Below are 15,265 nucleotides of genomic sequence, written 5' to 3' on the forward strand. Positions count from 1 at the left end.
TGATCTTCAACTTCAATTTCAGCTGGCAGCTGCCGTAACCGGCCCGCTATGGCGGAGCGCTGATCTAGAGCGGATTTTGCGATTATCGATCAGCTGGACGATAATCGAACACCGCATTCCGACAAGGCTGTCCGCCCATGAACGACGAATCCTGTCCTCGTAGTGTTCCGATGGCACCGGCCATCATTGCGTCGCCGGCCAAGCGAATCGAAGCGCTGACCGGCGACCCGAACTTCATGACCTCATTGGCACGCGGACTGGCGGTGATTCACGCGTTTCAGGAGCGCAAGCGCCATCTGACCATTGCCCAGATCAGCCATCGTACCGAGATCCCCCGCGCGGCGGTACGGCGTTGTCTGCACACGCTGATCAAGCTCGGCTACGCCACCACTGATGGACGTACCTACTCGCTGCTGCCCAAGGTGCTGACGCTGGGCCACGCCTATCTGTCTTCAACGCCTCTCGCGGTCACCGCACAGCCGATCCTCGACCGCCTCAGCGATCAGCTCCATGAGGCTTGTTCCATGGCGACCCTGGAGGGCGACGAGGTGCTCTACGTGGCACGCTCGGCCACGCCGCAACGCTTGATTTCGGTCGATCTCAGCGTGGGCAGCCGACTGCCGGCCTATTGCACTTCCATGGGACGGATTCTGCTGGCTGCGCTGGATGACGCGGCGCTGGAAGACTATCTGGAACATGCCAATCTGCAGATCAAGACCAGCCGCACGCTACACACGCCGGAGGCCATCCGAGCGTCCATCGAGGAAATCCGCCAGCAGGGTTGGGTGATCATCGACCAGGAACTGGAAGTCGGCCTGCGTTCGCTGGCCGTGCCGCTGAAGGATTCCGCCGGTCAGGTGCTGGCTGCGCTGAATGTCGGTACTCATGCCAGCCGGGTGACCAAGCAGGAACTGGAAACGCGCTTCCTGCCGGTCTTACTGGAGGCGAGCAAGGAACTGAGCACCCGACTGTTCCATTGATCGAGCCCGTGCCGACAATTCAATGGGGGAATAACGTGCTCGGGTAATCAGATGTTCTGTTCGATAATCGAACGGTGAATCGATTATCGGATTGTTCTGTGCCGGCTCGATGTTTAGTGTTTGCCTCAGACACGGATTCGTTCGTGATTAGGACATCAATACGAGACATGACCATGGCCGAACTCCTATCCCTAGACGAAGCAATCGATCGCTTCGTCAGCAACGGCGACACCGTTGCCCTTGAAGGTTTCACCCATCTGATTCCCACCGCTGCCGCGCACGAGATCATCCGTCAGAACAAGAAGGACCTGACCCTGGTCCGAATGACGCCCGATCTGGTCTATGACTTGCTGATAGGTGCGGGGTGCGCGAAGAAGCTGGTGTTTTCCTGGGGCGGCAATCCTGGCGTCGGCTCATTGCATCGCCTGCGTGACGCGGTGGAAAAAGGCTGGCCGCAGCCGCTGGAAATCGAAGAACACAGCCACGCCGACCTGGCCAACGCCTATGTGGCCGGAGCGTCCGGCTTGCCGTTTGCCGTGCTGCGTGCCTACCTGGGTTCCGACCTGCCAAACGTGAACCCGATGATCAAGTTCATCGAATGTCCGTTCACCGGGGAAAAGCTCGCGGCCGTGCCTAGCGTGCGCCCGGATGTCACGGTGATCCACGCACAGAAGGCCGACCGCAAGGGTAACGTGCTGATTGCCGGGATTCTCGGTGTGCAGAAGGAGGCAGCACTGGCTGCCAAGCGCTGCATCGTCACTGTCGAAGAAGTCGTCGACGATTTGCAGGCGCCGATGAACGCATGCGTACTGCCGACCTGGGCGCTGAGCGCCGTTTGCCAGGTACCGGGCGGAGCGCATCCGTCCTACGCGCATGGCTATTACGAGCGCGACAACCGCTTCTATCAGCAGTGGGATCCGATCGCTCGCCACCGCGAGACCTTCACCGCCTGGGTCGACGAATTCATTCACGGCACCGAGAACTTTGAAGCATTCCAGGCCAAGCTGGCCGCGCAGCAGGAGGCCAAGTGATGGACTATTCGACCAACGAAATGATGACCGTGGCCGCCTCCCGCCGCCTGGGCGATGGCAGCGTCTGCTTCGTCGGTATCGGCCTGCCGTCGAAGGCTGCCAATCTGGCGCGCCTGACCCATGCACCGGACGTCGTGCTGATCTACGAATCGGGCCCTATCGGTGCCAAGCCCTCGGTGCTGCCGTTGTCCATCGGCGACGGCGAACTGGCCGAGACCGCCGACACCGTGGTGCCCACCGCCGAAATCTTCCGTTACTGGCTGCAGGGCGGGCGTATCGATGTCGGTTTTCTCGGTGCTGCGCAGGTGGACAAGTACGGCAACATCAACACCACGGTGATCGGTGACTATCACCAACCGAAAGTTCGCTTGCCAGGGGCGGGCGGAGCGCCGGAAATTGCGGGGTCGGCCAAGCAGGTGCTAATCATTCTCAAGCAGTCGCACCGCACCTTCGTCGACAAGCTGGCGTTTATTACCTCGGTCGGTTTTGGCGAGGGCGGCGACCACCGCAAGCAGCTCGGCCTGCCAGGCGATGGGCCGGTGGGCATCATCACCGACCTATGCATCATGGAGCCGGAAGCCGGGTCCAACGAATTCGTGGTGACCTCGCTGCACCCGGGCGTGACCCGCGAGCAGGTGATCGAGAACACCGGCTGGGCCATCCGTTTCGCTGACACCCTGAGCGAAACAGCACCGCCCACCAAGACTGAACTGGAGGCTCTGCGTGCCCTGGAAGCCCGCACCGCCGCCGCCCACGGACAATCTGGAGGTGACGAGTGACACGCGACGTCTTTATCTGCGATGCGGTACGTACACCCATCGGCCGCTTTGGTGGCGCCCTGGCTGCGGTACGTGCAGACGACTTGGCGGCAACCCCGATCAAGGCGCTGCTCGAACGCAATCCCGGGCTCGATCCGGCCGCGGTCGACGAGGTCTTCATGGGCAGTGCCAACCAGGCCGGCGAAGATAACCGCAATGTGGCGCGCATGGCCGCGCTGCTGGCCGGGTTGCCGGAAACCGTGCCGGGCGTGACCTTGAACCGCCTCTGTGCATCGGGCATGGATGCCGTGGGCAGCGCTTTCCGTGCCATCGCCTGCGGCGAAATGGAGCTGGCGATTGCCGGTGGCGTCGAATCCATGACCCGCGCGCCCTACGTGATGGGCAAGGCTGATACGGCGTTCGGCCGCACGCAGAAGATCGAGGACACCACCATCGGATGGCGCTTCATCAACCCGAAGATGAAAGAGATGTACGGCGTCGATGCCATGCCGCAGACCGCTGATAACGTCGCCGAAGAACACCAGATCAGCCGTGAGGATCAGGACGCCTTCGCCCTGCGCAGCCAACAGCGCGCTGGCAGGGCGCAGGCTGCGGGGTTTTTCGCTGAAGAGATCGTCCCTGTTGTCATTCAGGGGCGCAAGGGTGACACCGTCGTGGATACCGACGAGCACCCCCGCCCGGATACCACAGCCGAGGCACTGGCCAAACTCAAGCCGGTCAACGGCCCGGACAAGACGGTCACGGCGGGCAATGCCTCAGGCGTTAACGACGGGGCGGCAGCACTGATTCTCGCCAGCGCCGAGGCGGTGCAGAAGTACGGCCTCACCCCGCGCGCCAAGGTACTCGGCATGGCCAGTGCCGGCGTGGCGCCGCGGGTCATGGGCTACGGGCCGGTACCGGCGGTACGCAAACTGTGCGAGCGGCTGAATCTAGCCGTGAGCGATTTCGACGTGATCGAACTCAACGAAGCCTTCGCCGCACAGGCGTTGGCGGTCACCCGCGATTTGGGACTGGAAGATGATAGCCCCAAGGTAAACCCGCAGGGCGGCGCCATCGCCCTCGGCCACCCACTGGGCATGAGCGGTGCGCGGCTGGTGCTGACCACGGTGCATGCGCTGGAGAAGACCGATGGCAAGCTTGGCCTGGCGACCATGTGTGTCGGCGTGGGACAGGGTCTAGCGCTGGCACTGGAAAGGGTCTGACGGCCCCCCAGGGAACTCATCAGGCGTGCCTGGATGGCGGCCGACTATGTGCCCGGCCTGTGCTTGATCACTGCACGATCATCAGGTTGATGGGTTGCACCCATCCTACGGTTCTATGGTGGGCTGAAGCGGAGCGTCGTCCGGCCCACCCTACAACGGCTGCAACGCCAATTCCCTAGGGTGGGCGTTAGCCCAGCATGGCTTGCGCCGCTTCGATGGGCTTTTGCCGCGCCGTGACCATGCTTCGATTGCAGGCACTGCGCCTGTCTCGCTCCGCGGCTATCGTTACCTCTCAACTCGAGGAGGGCTTTCAAATGCCCAGCGTAAAACTCGCCGATGGCGAACTGAATTACCGTCTCGATGGCCCGGTCGACGCGCCGGTCCTGGTACTGTCCAATTCGCTTGGGACCACGCTCGAAATGTGGGACGCGCAGGTGCCGGCCTTCAGCGAGCACTTTAGCGTATTGCGCTATGACACCCGCGGGCACGGCGGTTCAGCCGCTACGCCGGGGCCATACAGCATCGAGCAGCTTGGCCGTGACGTGCTGGAGTTGGTAGATGCCCTGGGGACCGACCGTTTCGCCTTCTGCGGCCTGTCCATGGGGGGGCTGATCGGCCAGTGGCTTGGGATCAACGCGGGCGAGCGGCTGACGCGGCTGGTGATCTGCAACACCGGCGCGAAGATCGGTACCGACGAGGTGTGGAACGAGCGCATCGACACCGTACTGAAAGGCGGCGAACAGGCCATGCGCGACATGCGTGATGCCTCGATCGCCCGCTGGTTCACGCCGACCTTCGCCGGACGCGAGCCGGTTCAGACCCATCGTCTCACCCAGATGATCGCCAACACCACACCGGCCGGCTACGCGGCCAACTGCGCGGCGGTGCGCGACGCCGATTATCGGGAGCAGCTTGGCGCGATCAAGATTCCCACGCTGATCGTCTGCGGCCACCAGGATCCGGTGACCACACCCGAACATGGACACTTCATGCAGGACCGTATCGCTGGTGCCGAGTTGGTGGAACTGGAGGCGGCGCACTTGTCCTGCGTCGAGGCGGGTGACGACTTCACCCAGCGTGTACTGGCCTTTCTCCGCAGTTGATCCAAATGAAAAACCGGGCCATGGCGGCCCGGTAAAGGTCAACGGGGAGGGGGCGGTGTGCGCCCTTCGACTACCAGAGCGCCAGGGTATAGCTGAGAATCAGGCGAGTTTCGTTCAGATCGGCGCCGAAGTTGCTGCGCACAGTGGCGTTGCGCACCTTCATGCCGAAGTTCTTCAGCGGACCGTTCTGGACCACATAGGCGATGTCGGTGTCGCGCTCCCATTCTTTGCCTTCGCTCAGGCCAGCTCCGCGATCAACGTTGTCGCCCGTGACGTAGCGGGTCATCAGGCTCAGGCCGGGAACGCCCAGTACGGCGAAGTCGTAGTCATAACGAACTTGCCATGACTTCTCATCTTGGTTGCCGAAGTCATTGATCTGTAGGAGGTTTATCAGCGCGTTGTCGCCGCCGCTGACGTAGGCGAAACCGGTGTCGCCGCTCATTTTCTGGTAGCCACCGGTAAAGCCGTGTCCGCCGATCCGGTAAGTGAAGAGGGCGCCGAAGGCATTGTTGTCGACATTGCTGCCGCCATCATCGGTGGAGCGCACGTAGCGCAGGTCGGTCTTGAAGCTCTGCTTGTCGCCGATCGGTAGCACATGCACCAGATTGACGTTGTGCTGATCGTAGATGCCGTCCAGCCCGCCGTAGTAATAACTACCGGTCAGTTCCGGGCTGAACTGATACTTGCCTCCGGCGAACAGGAACTCGTCACTGGTGGTCTTGTTGCCAAAGGTAATGTTGCGTCGGCCGCCGTTGAAAACGGTCATTTCTTCATTATCGGAGGAGTCACGGTAGTTGATCCGGTCGAGCTTGCCGAGATCGAGCGTGAGTCCGTCGACTTCCTTGCTCTGCAACCAGGCTCCGCGATAGGTATTGGGCAGCAGGCGGCTGTCGTTGCGCATCAATACCGGGACGACCGGTTGCAGCGTGCCGACGTGCAAGGTGCTGTTGGAGATCCGGGCCTTGGCCGTCAGACCGGCCGAGCCGTAGTCGTCCTGGGCGCGGTTGGTCTCCCGGTCGCGCTGCAGGATGCCGGTACCGGAGCGATCCGGGCTTGAATCGAGCTTGACGCCGAGCAGGCCGAGAGCATCGATGCCGAAGCCGACCGGCCCATCGGTGTAGCCCGACTCGATCTTCATGATGAAGCCCTGAGCCCACTCGTCGGCCTTGGACTGGGACGCGCCACTTTGGCGGAAATCACGGTTCATGTAGAAATTGCGCAGCTCGACGCTCGCCTTGCTGTCGTCGATGAAGGCCGCGCTGGCTGGCCCGGCGATGCTCAGAGCGGCGCCTGCGCACAGCAGTTGGCAGATGGTCTTGCGGTCATGATGCATGGTGTTTCCTCTTGTTGTTATGGGTGCAGCGTTGCGGGTGAATCAACGACGGAGTTCTTCCACGGCGCTGACGCCGTGCCGATGTGCTGGCAACCGTGAGCGCGCAGGCGGGTGGGGCGGATCGCAAGCGGTGGGCGATCCTTTTCTGTTCTTGTTCTATAGCCAGCCGCGCGTGAAGGGCCTCTATGCCAGCAGAGTGATCGCTTGGTTTCGATGGGTTGGGTTAGAGCGAATGCCGTGCCAGCACTGACGGCTCAAGAAAAAAAGCATCAGGTAGTGCCTGAAAGGAGCGAGCCAGAGCGGTGTGCCCCGTCAATCTGGACAGCAGCTTCATGGCTTCTGGGCAGCTGAAGTTGTCCGACGAATTGGGCATGCTCAGAACGGCGGATTCATTGCTGTCCAATATCACGGACGGCACGGCGATCTGCCTGCAGCCCGCGTCGGATCGGTGCTGCCGCGCTCGTATCGCCCATGGCACGATCACGGCATAGGGTTCGGGACAGGCATCCATCAGCGGCGAGCTATCAGGCTCGCAGCTGATGGTTTAGGTCCGCCCGACGGCTCAGCTCAGTGCCGGCCTTTCTGGCTTTTCACGCAGACGAAGCTCGAGGCGTCGTTCACATCGCCGCGGCCCTTGTATTTCGGCCAGGCGGGGTACTCGCAAAGTGGCCGGGTACGGCCGGGCACCGCGACGGTGTCGGTGACGACCTGCCGCTTTGGCGCGATGCCCTGTTCGACCCAGTTTTCCAGCGCCGTCAACGAATCCCAGGCGGCGTTGAATACCGTGCTGGCGGCATGGGCGTAGCCGGGGATCTCGTAATAACGCATGAACCTGCGGGTCTGGCCGACACCCATGTCCCGTTGCACGCGCTGGTAGTACTCGGCCGTGGCGCGGGTGCTGACAAGCTGATCCGAGGTGCCATGGGCCATGAGAATCTTGCCGCCATTGGCGACGAAGGCCGACAGGTCCGTCTGGTTGACATCCTGGCGTAGCGACAGGGCGTCGACTCGCGTCTGCCATGGACCGAGGTTGGCTGGATCCAGCGTCAGCGAGTTGAACGCCGGATTGCGGGTCACGAAGTAGTGCACCCACTCATCCCAGAATCCGGAGTGGTAGGGCGCGCCCTCGGCGAAGCCCGTCCCGTGCACCGGCATCGGGTAATCGGGTTGCAGCGTGTTGAGGCCGAGCCGGTTGACGATCGCCTGCAGGCCTTCGCCGGGCCGGCCCAGATCCGTTCCCCAGGTGTTGAAGCCGGGGTAGCCGAGCTCGCCGCTGGCCAGCGGTTGGTTGAAACGGATCGGCGTATCGAAGATTTTCAAGGCGTTGATCTGCGCATCGGACAGGCAGCTGTCGCCGGTATCGACGCCGGCAGGGCAGCGCAATGGACGGCCGTTCAGTTTGGCTTTGGCCGGATCGAACCGGGCGTTGCATGCCGCCTGGTTGCTGATCACACGGTCCATGGCGCCATCCAACCCGTCGCATGCCTGCATCGCGGCTTCCAGCAATGCAGAGCGCTTCTCCAGGCTGGGATAGGCGCCGGGAGCGGCCAGCGCACGGGTGATGCGGCCGAACTGCAGGTCCAGCGCCGCCGCATTGTAGGCAGGGTAGAGAACGATGGCCCCATTGAAATCCTCAGGCCATTGCTGCACCACCGCGAGCGCCTCACGGCCGCCGGTGGAACCTCCGGCAAAATAGCTGCGAACCGGCTGCTGGCCGTAGCGGCGCTCGATCAGGTAGATCGCGGTATCGCGGGTTTTTTTCAGCGCGTCATGGGCGTAGTTGGCCAGCGCTTCTCCATTCCAGGCGAAATCACCGGGATTGATCGGGTTGGCCACATGGCCCGAGTCGCTGCCGAACACGGCATAGCCACGGCCCAGCGGCGTCGGTTGGTTGGCAGGTCCGGCCGGGACATTGCCGGCGACGTTGGGAATGGCGCCGTTGTAGCCGCCACCGCCATACATCATCGCTTTACTGTTCCACTGTTCAGGCAGCGCGATGCGCATCTTGATCGTTGGTGCGCTCGGGTCGACCGGCGCGACTTCCACGTTCAGGTCGCAATACGGGCCGAAGGTCTGCGGTGCGCTACCGCCGCCTGGCACCGAAGTGGCAGACATCACCCGGGCCCCAGAGGTTGGCAGGGCGATCGCCGCGGCGGGAATCTGGGTTCCGGTCATTTCGCTGCAGCTGGCGGCGAAGGTGGGTTGGGCAATCGCCACTGCCAGCAAGGCAGGTACGGCCAGCAGCAGACGCGACGACCCGGCGCGGCGTGCGCGGGTTGTACGGGGTGCTTTCATGTGGGCTTCCTTCTTCTTGTTGTTGTCGTGCCTCGTGCAGACGCCACGACGCGGGAGCGCCCGGGCGGAGGATACGGCAGCGGCCAGGCGTATCGATCAGAGCCAAAGCCATGCCAGGCGCAGCCGCTCACGGCCCCGCTCCCGATAACTGGTCGCTGAGCGCCGGTGCGCCGCTCTAGCGCCACGGACCTAAGGGTAGATGGAGTTTTCGCCCGCGCGCCGGCCGTCCAGCGGAGGGGACATGAACGGTAATAAATGCCAGGCAGGCTGGACATGGTGTCCAGCGGATCGGACATCCGACAGGTGGTGAGTCTGGCGACCGATAATCCTGTCATCGCGAGTGACGGTTGCCTGCGGGTGCGACGTCTGATGCTACAAAGCGCCGAACGCGGCTTCGTTGGTTTTAGTCCGATCAGATCTGACGAACGAGGCGGCTATACCCAAACACCTGGCTATACTTTTTCGCATGCGCATCTGTTGCGTGCATCCCGTCTATTACCTTTTACAGAGAGCCCGCCGGCCCCATGGAAACGCTCTACCTGATATTCCTGCTGTTGCTTGCGGTGGGTGCAAGCCGCGTTCTGGCCAATGTCGTACCGCTACCGCTGCCGATCCTGCAGATCATCATGGGCAGTGTGCTGGCGCTTCCGCCGTTCGGCATGGGGGTCGAGCTACAACCCGAAATTTTCATGCTGCTGTTCATTCCGCCGCTGCTGTTCTACGACGGCTGGAAAATTCCCAAGCGCGAGTTCACCGAGCACGGCGCGGAAATGACCGCCATGTCACTGGTGCTCGTGCTGATCATCCTGGTAGTGGTCGGTTACTTCATTCACTGGCTGTTGCCCGCCATTCCGCTCGGTGCAAGCTTCGCGCTGGCAGCCATTCTGTCGCCGACCGACGCGCTGGCTGTGATCGCCATTGCCCAGGGCAGACTCCCGCGGCATATGGCGCACCAGCTGGAAGGCGAGGCGATGATGAACGACGCCACCGGCCTGGTTTCCTTCAAGTTCGCGCTGGCGGCAGCGATTACCGGCTCGTTCTCGATGATCAGCGTGACGGGTGAATTCTTCGTCATCGCCCTCGGCGGGCTGGCCATCGGCGCCGGCTTGAGCTGGGCGGTCGGTAAGGCCAAGCAGTGGATGACGGCACGCGACCTGTTCGATCCGTCGACCTATGTGGTAATGATCCTGCTGCTGCCGTTCGCCGCGTTCTTCCTGGCCGAGCATGCCGGGATGTCCGGCATTCTCTCGGCGGTGGCGGCGGGGATGGTACAGAGCCGCATCGACATGCTGCCGGTCAAGACCAGCACGCGCATTCTCAACCGCAGCATCTGGGAAATGCTCGATTTCAGCTTCAACGGCCTGGTCTTCCTGCTGTTGGGGCTGCAGTTTCCCCGCATCGTCGAACGCGTCTGGGAGGCCGCTGGCCACGAGACCTACCGGATGCCGATGCTGATATTCAGCGCGCTGGCCATCATGGCGCTGTTGCTGGTGATCCGCTTCCTGTTCGTCTTCGCCTATCACTGGGGGGAAGCGCGTGTGCTTCGTCTGCTCGGCAGAACGGTGCAGCCCAAGCCGCTTCCCCTGTTTTCCGCGCTGAGCGCAGTGGCGGGCGTACGTGGGGCGATTACCCTTGCCGGCGTGCTGTCGATCCCGCTGATGATCGGCGATACCCCGTTCCCGGGCCGCGACCTGATGATCTTCCTCGCCGCGGCGGTGATCATCCTGTCGTTGCTAGTGGGGGCCTTGGGGATTCCTTTTTTTCTCAAGAAGCTGCCCAACAACGACGTCGAACTGCACCGGGAAGAGCTGAAGAAGGCCCGCCGGACGGCCGCCCAGGCAGCCGTCAGCTGGCTGGAAAACTGGAAGCAGGCCAACCCCGTCGATGACCCTGACCAAGTGCTGCTTCGTAGCGAAGTGACGGCGCGGGTTACCGAGTCCTACCGCAAGGACATCGAAGCTCTGATGGATCACCACGAGCGAACCAACCAGGCCCGCGAGACGATGGCCCTGGAACGCGACATTCGCATGCAGGCCATCGGGGTGCAGCGCAAGGAGCTCTATCGGATGCGCAAACGCTACGTCATTGACGAGCAGATGCTGCAGACGCTGCTGCGCGAACTGGATTACGAGGAAGCGGCGCTCGGTTCGGGCGAACCGGCCTAGTGCCCCACCAGGTCCTTATGCGGCTCGGGTTCAAGCACGGCGATGGTATGGTCGCTGTGCTTGAACGACACCAATTGGGCTAGCCAGACCTGCAGCACGGATGAGTTGGATGCCCGATTGCGCATGGCGATGGTCAGAATCTCCCGGGCGATAGTAATCATCGCGCCTTTGCTACCGAGAAAGTGCCAATTGAACCAGCCGTCGCCGTAGGTGAGTGGTGTCTTCTGTCCGGGAGGCAGCGGAATGTAGACCTTGACCGACAGGTCGAACAGTACTTCCGGCTTGGAAATGATCAGCAACTTCACGTCCGCCACCTTGCTCAACCAGTAGCGATGATCGAAGCGACCTCCAGTGAGCTCCGCAGACTGGCTCAGGGCATCGTTGATCAGCGCTCGATTATCGATCAGTTGCACGGTGGGGCTCCGCTTGCAGATGGGCGATACCGACCTTGGCACCCGCCGCGCTGAACGGGGCAGGGTGAAGAATCGGTTGGCTTGATGCCGCGAGACCGTACCGAAAGATACGTTTCGCCTGGCATGCCGGGTTATCGGTAGATCGTCGCTTTTGTTTAGCCCCTCCGAGTCGGTTCCCCGTTACAAAAACGATGTGGCCCTTAGCGGTCGCCCGATCTATTCGCGAGCGACATGCACTTTAAAGCCCGATTCGCCGGGCGCGAACTCATCGCGCAGGGTGAGCGCAGGTATCTCGTAGGCACCGGCGTTCTGCTGGCGGAAGGGAATCGGTGCGGTGCTGAACAGCGTATCGAGCCGCTCGCCGAGGTGATGGCAGACCGTTGCGTAACGGTCTTCGTCCATCCGGCTGGTTCGATAGATGACAAAGGGCGGCAGAACGTCGAAGCCCGGGTAGCACAGTACCCCGTGTTGTATTGGAAACAGCACATCGTCCATCGGGCCATTGATTCCGCGAGGGCTGTAATGCGACTCCCACCCGCCCGTGGTGACGACCAGCATGGCGCGCTTGCCTGCGAGCGTGCCCTCACCGTATCGGTTGCCCCAGCGCGCATCGGAATGCTCCCCGACGCCATACGCGAAGCCGTACGCATACACGCGATCGACCCAGCCTTTGAGGATGGCGGGCATCGAGAACCACCACAGCGGGAATTGCAGAATCACCGCATCGGCCCAGCGCAGTTTCTCCTGTTCCGCGGCGATGTCCGCGCGCTGGCTGCCGTTCTCGTACGCCTGCTTGGAACTGAGCGATGGCTCGAAGCGCGCATCGATCGGATGCTCCAGATTGTCTTCGGCGTCGACCGAGGCCTTCCACTTCATTGCATAGAGGTCTGAAACCTGGACGTCATGGCCTGCCGCTTCGAGCCGCTTGACCGAGAAGTCCTTCAGAGAGCCGTTCAGTGATTGGGGTTCAGGGTGGGCGTAAACAAGAAGAATATTCATGGCTGAGCTCCGTTGGTGCATCAGAAGGGTGAGCGAGTAGGTGAGTGCCTAGGGTCGCCCGTGCTCGGCTATGTTAAAAATGAATAATTGAAATTCCAGGTATTGCAATGAGTAATCTCCACAGGCTCGACCTAAATCTGCTACTGACACTCGATGTGCTGCTCGCTGAGCACAACGTGACACGCGCGGCGGAGCGTCTGAATCTGGCGCAACCCTCGGTGAGCGTGCACCTGGCCAAGCTGCGCGAGTTCTTTGGCGATCCGCTGTTGCTGCCCGGCCCGCGGGGCATGAGACCCACCGCGAAAGCGGAGGAGTTGCGCGAGCCGCTACGTCAGGTACTCGAGGCGCTGAGGCAGGTGGTGTCGCCTTCGGCTCCCTTCGATCCTTCCAGGGCAACTCATACCTGGCGGATCGCAGCCACCGACTATGCCGAATCGACAATCGTGATGCCGGCGCTCGCAGGGCTGTATTCCCAGGCGCCTGGTGTTCAACTGGCCGTCATTGAAATGGCTCCGCCGCGTATCGCCAAACAGGCGGAGCAAGGCACTATCGATCTCGCCTTCCATACCAGTGACGGCTCGCCACCGGGTTTGCATCGCCGTTTGCTGTTTGCCGAACGCTATGTGCTGGCGGGGCGAGCAGGGCATCCAGGCCTGCGCAAGCGGCCGTCGATCAGCCAGTTCTGCAAGCTTGCGCATGTCATCGTTTCGCCGGATGGCGGTGGCTTTCGTGGTGTGACCGACGAGGTGTTGCAGGCTGCCGGTCTGTCGCGCCGCGTGGCGCTTTCGGTTCCGCATTTTCTGTTCGTGATGGCGGCGCTGGCGAGTACCGATCTGGTCGCCATGCTGCCGTGGCGACTGGTACGCGACAACGCGGCGCTGCGGTTCGTTGAACCGCCGGTTGAGGTGCCGGGGTATGAAATGGCGATGCTGTGGCACGAACGTTCCCACCGCGACCCGGCGCACCAGTGGCTGCGCGAGCATATCGCCCGTTCAGTGTGAGTCGGCAAACCATCAACTGGCGAAACCGCGCAGCTACGCGCAAGCACTCCTGCTGGAATGAAAACGCCGTTCGATGAGGCGAGCTCATCGAACGGCGCACGAGGCCAGGCTGGTTACTTGGTCGTAGCTTCGGCGGCTTCGACAATCAGGGCAGCCACTTCGTCTGGATGCGAAGTCATCACGACGTGGGATGCGCCGGGAATGTTCACCGTTTTCTTCGACCCGGCACGGTCGGCCATGAACTTCAGCGCTGCTTCGGGAATGTTCTTGTCACCCGTGCCGTAAACGAACCAGGACGGCACGTAGTCCCAGGCGGCCTGCTGGCTCTCCTCGTTGAGCGCCGCGGCGGTGATCGGGCGCTGGGTCGCCGCCATGAGTGCCGCCTCGGCCGGTGCGACATCCGCGGCGAACTGCTCGGCGAATTTGTCTTGCTGGATGTACAGGTCCTGGTTGCCATCGCTCAGTTGCACCGGTGCCGCAAGCGTCGGGCCCAGGGTGCCGCCGGGAAACTTACCTGCCAGCGTGGCAGCGCTTTCGCCAGCTGCCGGAGCGAACGCCGCGACGTAAACCAGCGCCTTCACCTTGCTGCTGCCCTTCACCGCATTGGTGATGACGCTACCGCCATAGGAGTGGCCGACCAGCACGATGGGGCCGGACGTGTGCTCGATGATGTTCGATACGTACTTGGCGTCATTCGCCACGCCGCGCAGCGGGTTGGCTGCGGCGACCACCGGGTAGCCCTGGTCGATCAGCCGAGCGGCTACGCCGTTCCAGCTCGCGGATTCGGCAAAGGCGCCATGCACCAGAATCACGGTGGGTTTGTCGGCGGCGAAGCCGATGGCACTGCCCAGCGTGGAGACGGCGAAAAGAGCGGAGGCTATGGTTTTGCGGGTTTTGGATGCAGTGGTCATGACGTTGATCTACCTTTTCGATGAGATGATTCGGGGTCGCGTGTCGGTCGCTGGTTGCGTTCAGCGGACCAGAGCACCAACACTGGAAATGGCTCAGGACTTCGTGAGCGGCATGCGTAGGTGCAGGGACATAATGCGCAGGCGGAACGTTGCTTTGGGTTCAAATCGTCGACAATATGCAACTGATCGTCTAATCGAGGCTTGTCATGGATCGTCTATCTAGCCTGCTCACTCACTTCGGCATGAGTGCAGGGCTCTATCACAGCGGGGAATTGTGCGGTGTAGCGGCTTTCGAAACGGCCGATCAGGTGGGCTACATCCACGTTTTGCGCGAGGGCAGCATGACCCTTCGCCTGGAGGACAACAGCGAGGTCAAGCTGACCGAGCCGACCGTCATGGTATTTCCACGACCCTATCGTCACCGGATGATTGCCAGTGAATCCGAACATGCACGACTGGTCTGCGCGACGTTGCGCTTCAGTGGCGGGGTGAACAATCCGCTGGCAGCCGCATTGCCCGACGTACTGCTGCTGCCGGTTGCCGAAGCGCCGATTCTCGATGGCGCGCTGAACTGGCTTTTCGAGGAGGCGCTTGCCAGTTATTGCGGCCGGGAGGCAGTGATGGGGCGGCTTTTCGAGCTGCTGATCGTGCAGATGCTGCGCCACCTGATGGCCAGTCAGACCATGACCTCAGGGATGATGGCCGGTCTTGCGGACCTGCGTCTGGCACGCGCGATGACGCTGATGCACGCCGAACCCGAGCGTGCCTGGTCAGTGGCTGAATTGGCGGCGGAGTCGAACATGTCCAGGGCCAGCTTTGCCGCCAGTTTCCGCGCGGTGGTCGGACAGACGCCGGCCGATTACCTCACCAGCTGGCGTATCAGCTTGGCGCAGAAGCGCTTGCGCGAGGGACGACCGATCGCATTGATCGCCGACGAGGTCGGCTACGAGAGCCCGTCGGCGCTGGCCCGTGCCTTCCGCCGGAAGACCGGTGCCAGTCCGCGGGAATGGCAGGCCGCAGCGAGTGCGTGATAGCGCGTCCTATCGCTCGGTG

Annotated in this window: 13 protein-coding genes; 8 read left to right on the forward strand and 5 right to left on the reverse strand. The window is 62.3% G+C overall.

Annotated features, from left to right (window positions below; genetic code table 11):
* Positions 1-170 precede the first annotated feature (170 nt).
* The 5 genes from ACL0K2_RS00655 (at position 171) to pcaD (ending at position 5,095) form a co-directional block, all read left to right on the forward strand.
* Positions 171-980, forward strand: a complete 810-nt coding sequence (locus ACL0K2_RS00655; protein ID WP_196298654.1) for an IclR family transcriptional regulator C-terminal domain-containing protein — start codon at positions 171-173, stop codon at positions 978-980.
* A gap of 173 nt (positions 981-1,153) precedes the next feature.
* Positions 1,154-2,011: a CoA transferase subunit A gene (locus tag ACL0K2_RS00660; RefSeq protein ID WP_045161876.1), complete on the forward strand. Its 858-nt coding sequence runs from the start codon at positions 1,154-1,156 to the stop codon at positions 2,009-2,011.
* Complete coding sequence (locus ACL0K2_RS00665) at positions 2,008-2,790, forward strand: CoA-transferase subunit beta (RefSeq protein ID WP_239609245.1); 783 nt, start codon at positions 2,008-2,010, stop codon at positions 2,788-2,790. Before ACL0K2_RS00660 ends, ACL0K2_RS00665 begins: the two co-directional genes overlap by 4 nt.
* Positions 2,787-3,992 carry a 3-oxoadipyl-CoA thiolase gene (gene pcaF, locus ACL0K2_RS00670; protein WP_239609247.1) on the forward strand — a complete coding sequence of 402 codons (1,206 nt, stop codon included), beginning with the start codon at positions 2,787-2,789 and terminating at the stop codon, positions 3,990-3,992. The genes ACL0K2_RS00665 and pcaF overlap by 4 nt, the downstream gene beginning before the upstream one ends.
* Positions 3,993-4,306: 314 nt before the next feature.
* Positions 4,307-5,095, forward strand: a complete 789-nt coding sequence (gene pcaD / locus ACL0K2_RS00675) for a 3-oxoadipate enol-lactonase (RefSeq protein ID WP_413043525.1) — start codon at positions 4,307-4,309, stop codon at positions 5,093-5,095.
* Between the two features lie 70 nt (positions 5,096-5,165).
* Here pcaD and ACL0K2_RS00680 read toward each other — a convergent pair whose 3' ends face one another.
* Together ACL0K2_RS00680 and ACL0K2_RS00685 are read right to left on the reverse strand one after the other, a co-directional pair.
* Complete coding sequence (locus tag ACL0K2_RS00680) at positions 5,166-6,428, reverse strand: OprD family porin (protein WP_413043526.1); 1,263 nt, start codon at positions 6,426-6,428, stop codon at positions 5,166-5,168.
* A 567-nt stretch (positions 6,429-6,995) separates the two neighbouring features.
* Entirely contained in the window at positions 6,996-8,723 is a 1,728-nt protein-coding gene (locus tag ACL0K2_RS00685) for a tannase/feruloyl esterase family alpha/beta hydrolase (RefSeq protein WP_413043527.1), read from the reverse strand.
* 524 nt (positions 8,724-9,247) lie between these two features.
* On the opposite strand from ACL0K2_RS00685, the gene ACL0K2_RS00690 reads away from it, so the two are divergent.
* Positions 9,248-10,888, forward strand: a complete 1,641-nt coding sequence (locus ACL0K2_RS00690; protein WP_045161882.1) for a Na+/H+ antiporter — start codon at positions 9,248-9,250, stop codon at positions 10,886-10,888.
* On the opposite strand, the gene ACL0K2_RS00695 is transcribed toward ACL0K2_RS00690, so the two are convergent.
* Both ACL0K2_RS00695 and ACL0K2_RS00700 read right to left on the reverse strand, forming a co-directional pair.
* Positions 10,885-11,301, reverse strand: coding sequence for a hypothetical protein (locus ACL0K2_RS00695; RefSeq protein WP_413043528.1), 417 nt, complete (start codon positions 11,299-11,301; stop codon positions 10,885-10,887). The genes ACL0K2_RS00690 and ACL0K2_RS00695 overlap by 4 nt on opposite strands.
* Before the next feature lie 216 nt (positions 11,302-11,517).
* Positions 11,518-12,300, reverse strand: a complete 783-nt coding sequence (locus tag ACL0K2_RS00700; RefSeq protein ID WP_413043529.1) for an NAD(P)H-dependent oxidoreductase — start codon at positions 12,298-12,300, stop codon at positions 11,518-11,520.
* A 107-nt stretch (positions 12,301-12,407) separates the two neighbouring features.
* Between ACL0K2_RS00700 and ACL0K2_RS00705 the strand changes: the two genes are divergently transcribed.
* Positions 12,408-13,301, forward strand: a complete 894-nt coding sequence (locus ACL0K2_RS00705) for a LysR family transcriptional regulator (RefSeq protein ID WP_413043530.1) — start codon at positions 12,408-12,410, stop codon at positions 13,299-13,301.
* A 113-nt stretch (positions 13,302-13,414) separates the two neighbouring features.
* On the opposite strand, the gene ACL0K2_RS00710 is transcribed toward ACL0K2_RS00705, so the two are convergent.
* The gene (locus tag ACL0K2_RS00710) at positions 13,415-14,212 is read right to left on the reverse strand and encodes an alpha/beta fold hydrolase (RefSeq protein WP_413043531.1); all 798 of its coding nucleotides are present in this window, start codon (positions 14,210-14,212) and stop codon (positions 13,415-13,417) included.
* A 206-nt stretch (positions 14,213-14,418) separates the two neighbouring features.
* Between ACL0K2_RS00710 and ACL0K2_RS00715 the strand changes: the two genes are divergently transcribed.
* Positions 14,419-15,243 carry an AraC family transcriptional regulator gene (locus ACL0K2_RS00715; RefSeq protein WP_045161887.1) on the forward strand — a complete coding sequence of 275 codons (825 nt, stop codon included), beginning with the start codon at positions 14,419-14,421 and terminating at the stop codon, positions 15,241-15,243.
* Positions 15,244-15,265: the final 22 nt, after the last annotated feature.

It is taken from the genome of Pseudomonas sp. YJ42 (assembly GCF_047225135.1).
Lineage (GTDB): Bacteria > Pseudomonadota > Gammaproteobacteria > Pseudomonadales > Pseudomonadaceae > Stutzerimonas > Stutzerimonas stutzeri_E.

Bases quoted from the DNA above. Each gene is read 5' to 3' on its own strand.
- ACL0K2_RS00655 (WP_196298654.1), top strand. From the start codon at position 171: ATGGCACCGGCCATCATTGCGTCGCCGGCCAAGCGAATCGAAGCGCTG.
- ACL0K2_RS00660 (WP_045161876.1), top strand. From the start codon at position 1,154: ATGGCCGAACTCCTATCCCTAGACGAAGCAATCGATCGCTTCGTCAGC.
- pcaD (WP_413043525.1), top strand. From the start codon at position 4,307: ATGCCCAGCGTAAAACTCGCCGATGGCGAACTGAATTACCGTCTCGAT.
- ACL0K2_RS00680 (WP_413043526.1), bottom strand. From the start codon at position 6,428: ATGCATCATGACCGCAAGACCATCTGCCAACTGCTGTGCGCAGGCGCC.
- ACL0K2_RS00685 (WP_413043527.1), bottom strand. From the start codon at position 8,723: ATGAAAGCACCCCGTACAACCCGCGCACGCCGCGCCGGGTCGTCGCGT.
- ACL0K2_RS00690 (WP_045161882.1), top strand. From the start codon at position 9,248: ATGGAAACGCTCTACCTGATATTCCTGCTGTTGCTTGCGGTGGGTGCA.
- ACL0K2_RS00700 (WP_413043529.1), bottom strand. From the start codon at position 12,300: ATGAATATTCTTCTTGTTTACGCCCACCCTGAACCCCAATCACTGAAC.
- ACL0K2_RS00705 (WP_413043530.1), top strand. From the start codon at position 12,408: ATGAGTAATCTCCACAGGCTCGACCTAAATCTGCTACTGACACTCGAT.
- ACL0K2_RS00710 (WP_413043531.1), bottom strand. From the start codon at position 14,212: ATGACCACTGCATCCAAAACCCGCAAAACCATAGCCTCCGCTCTTTTC.
- ACL0K2_RS00715 (WP_045161887.1), top strand. From the start codon at position 14,419: ATGGATCGTCTATCTAGCCTGCTCACTCACTTCGGCATGAGTGCAGGG.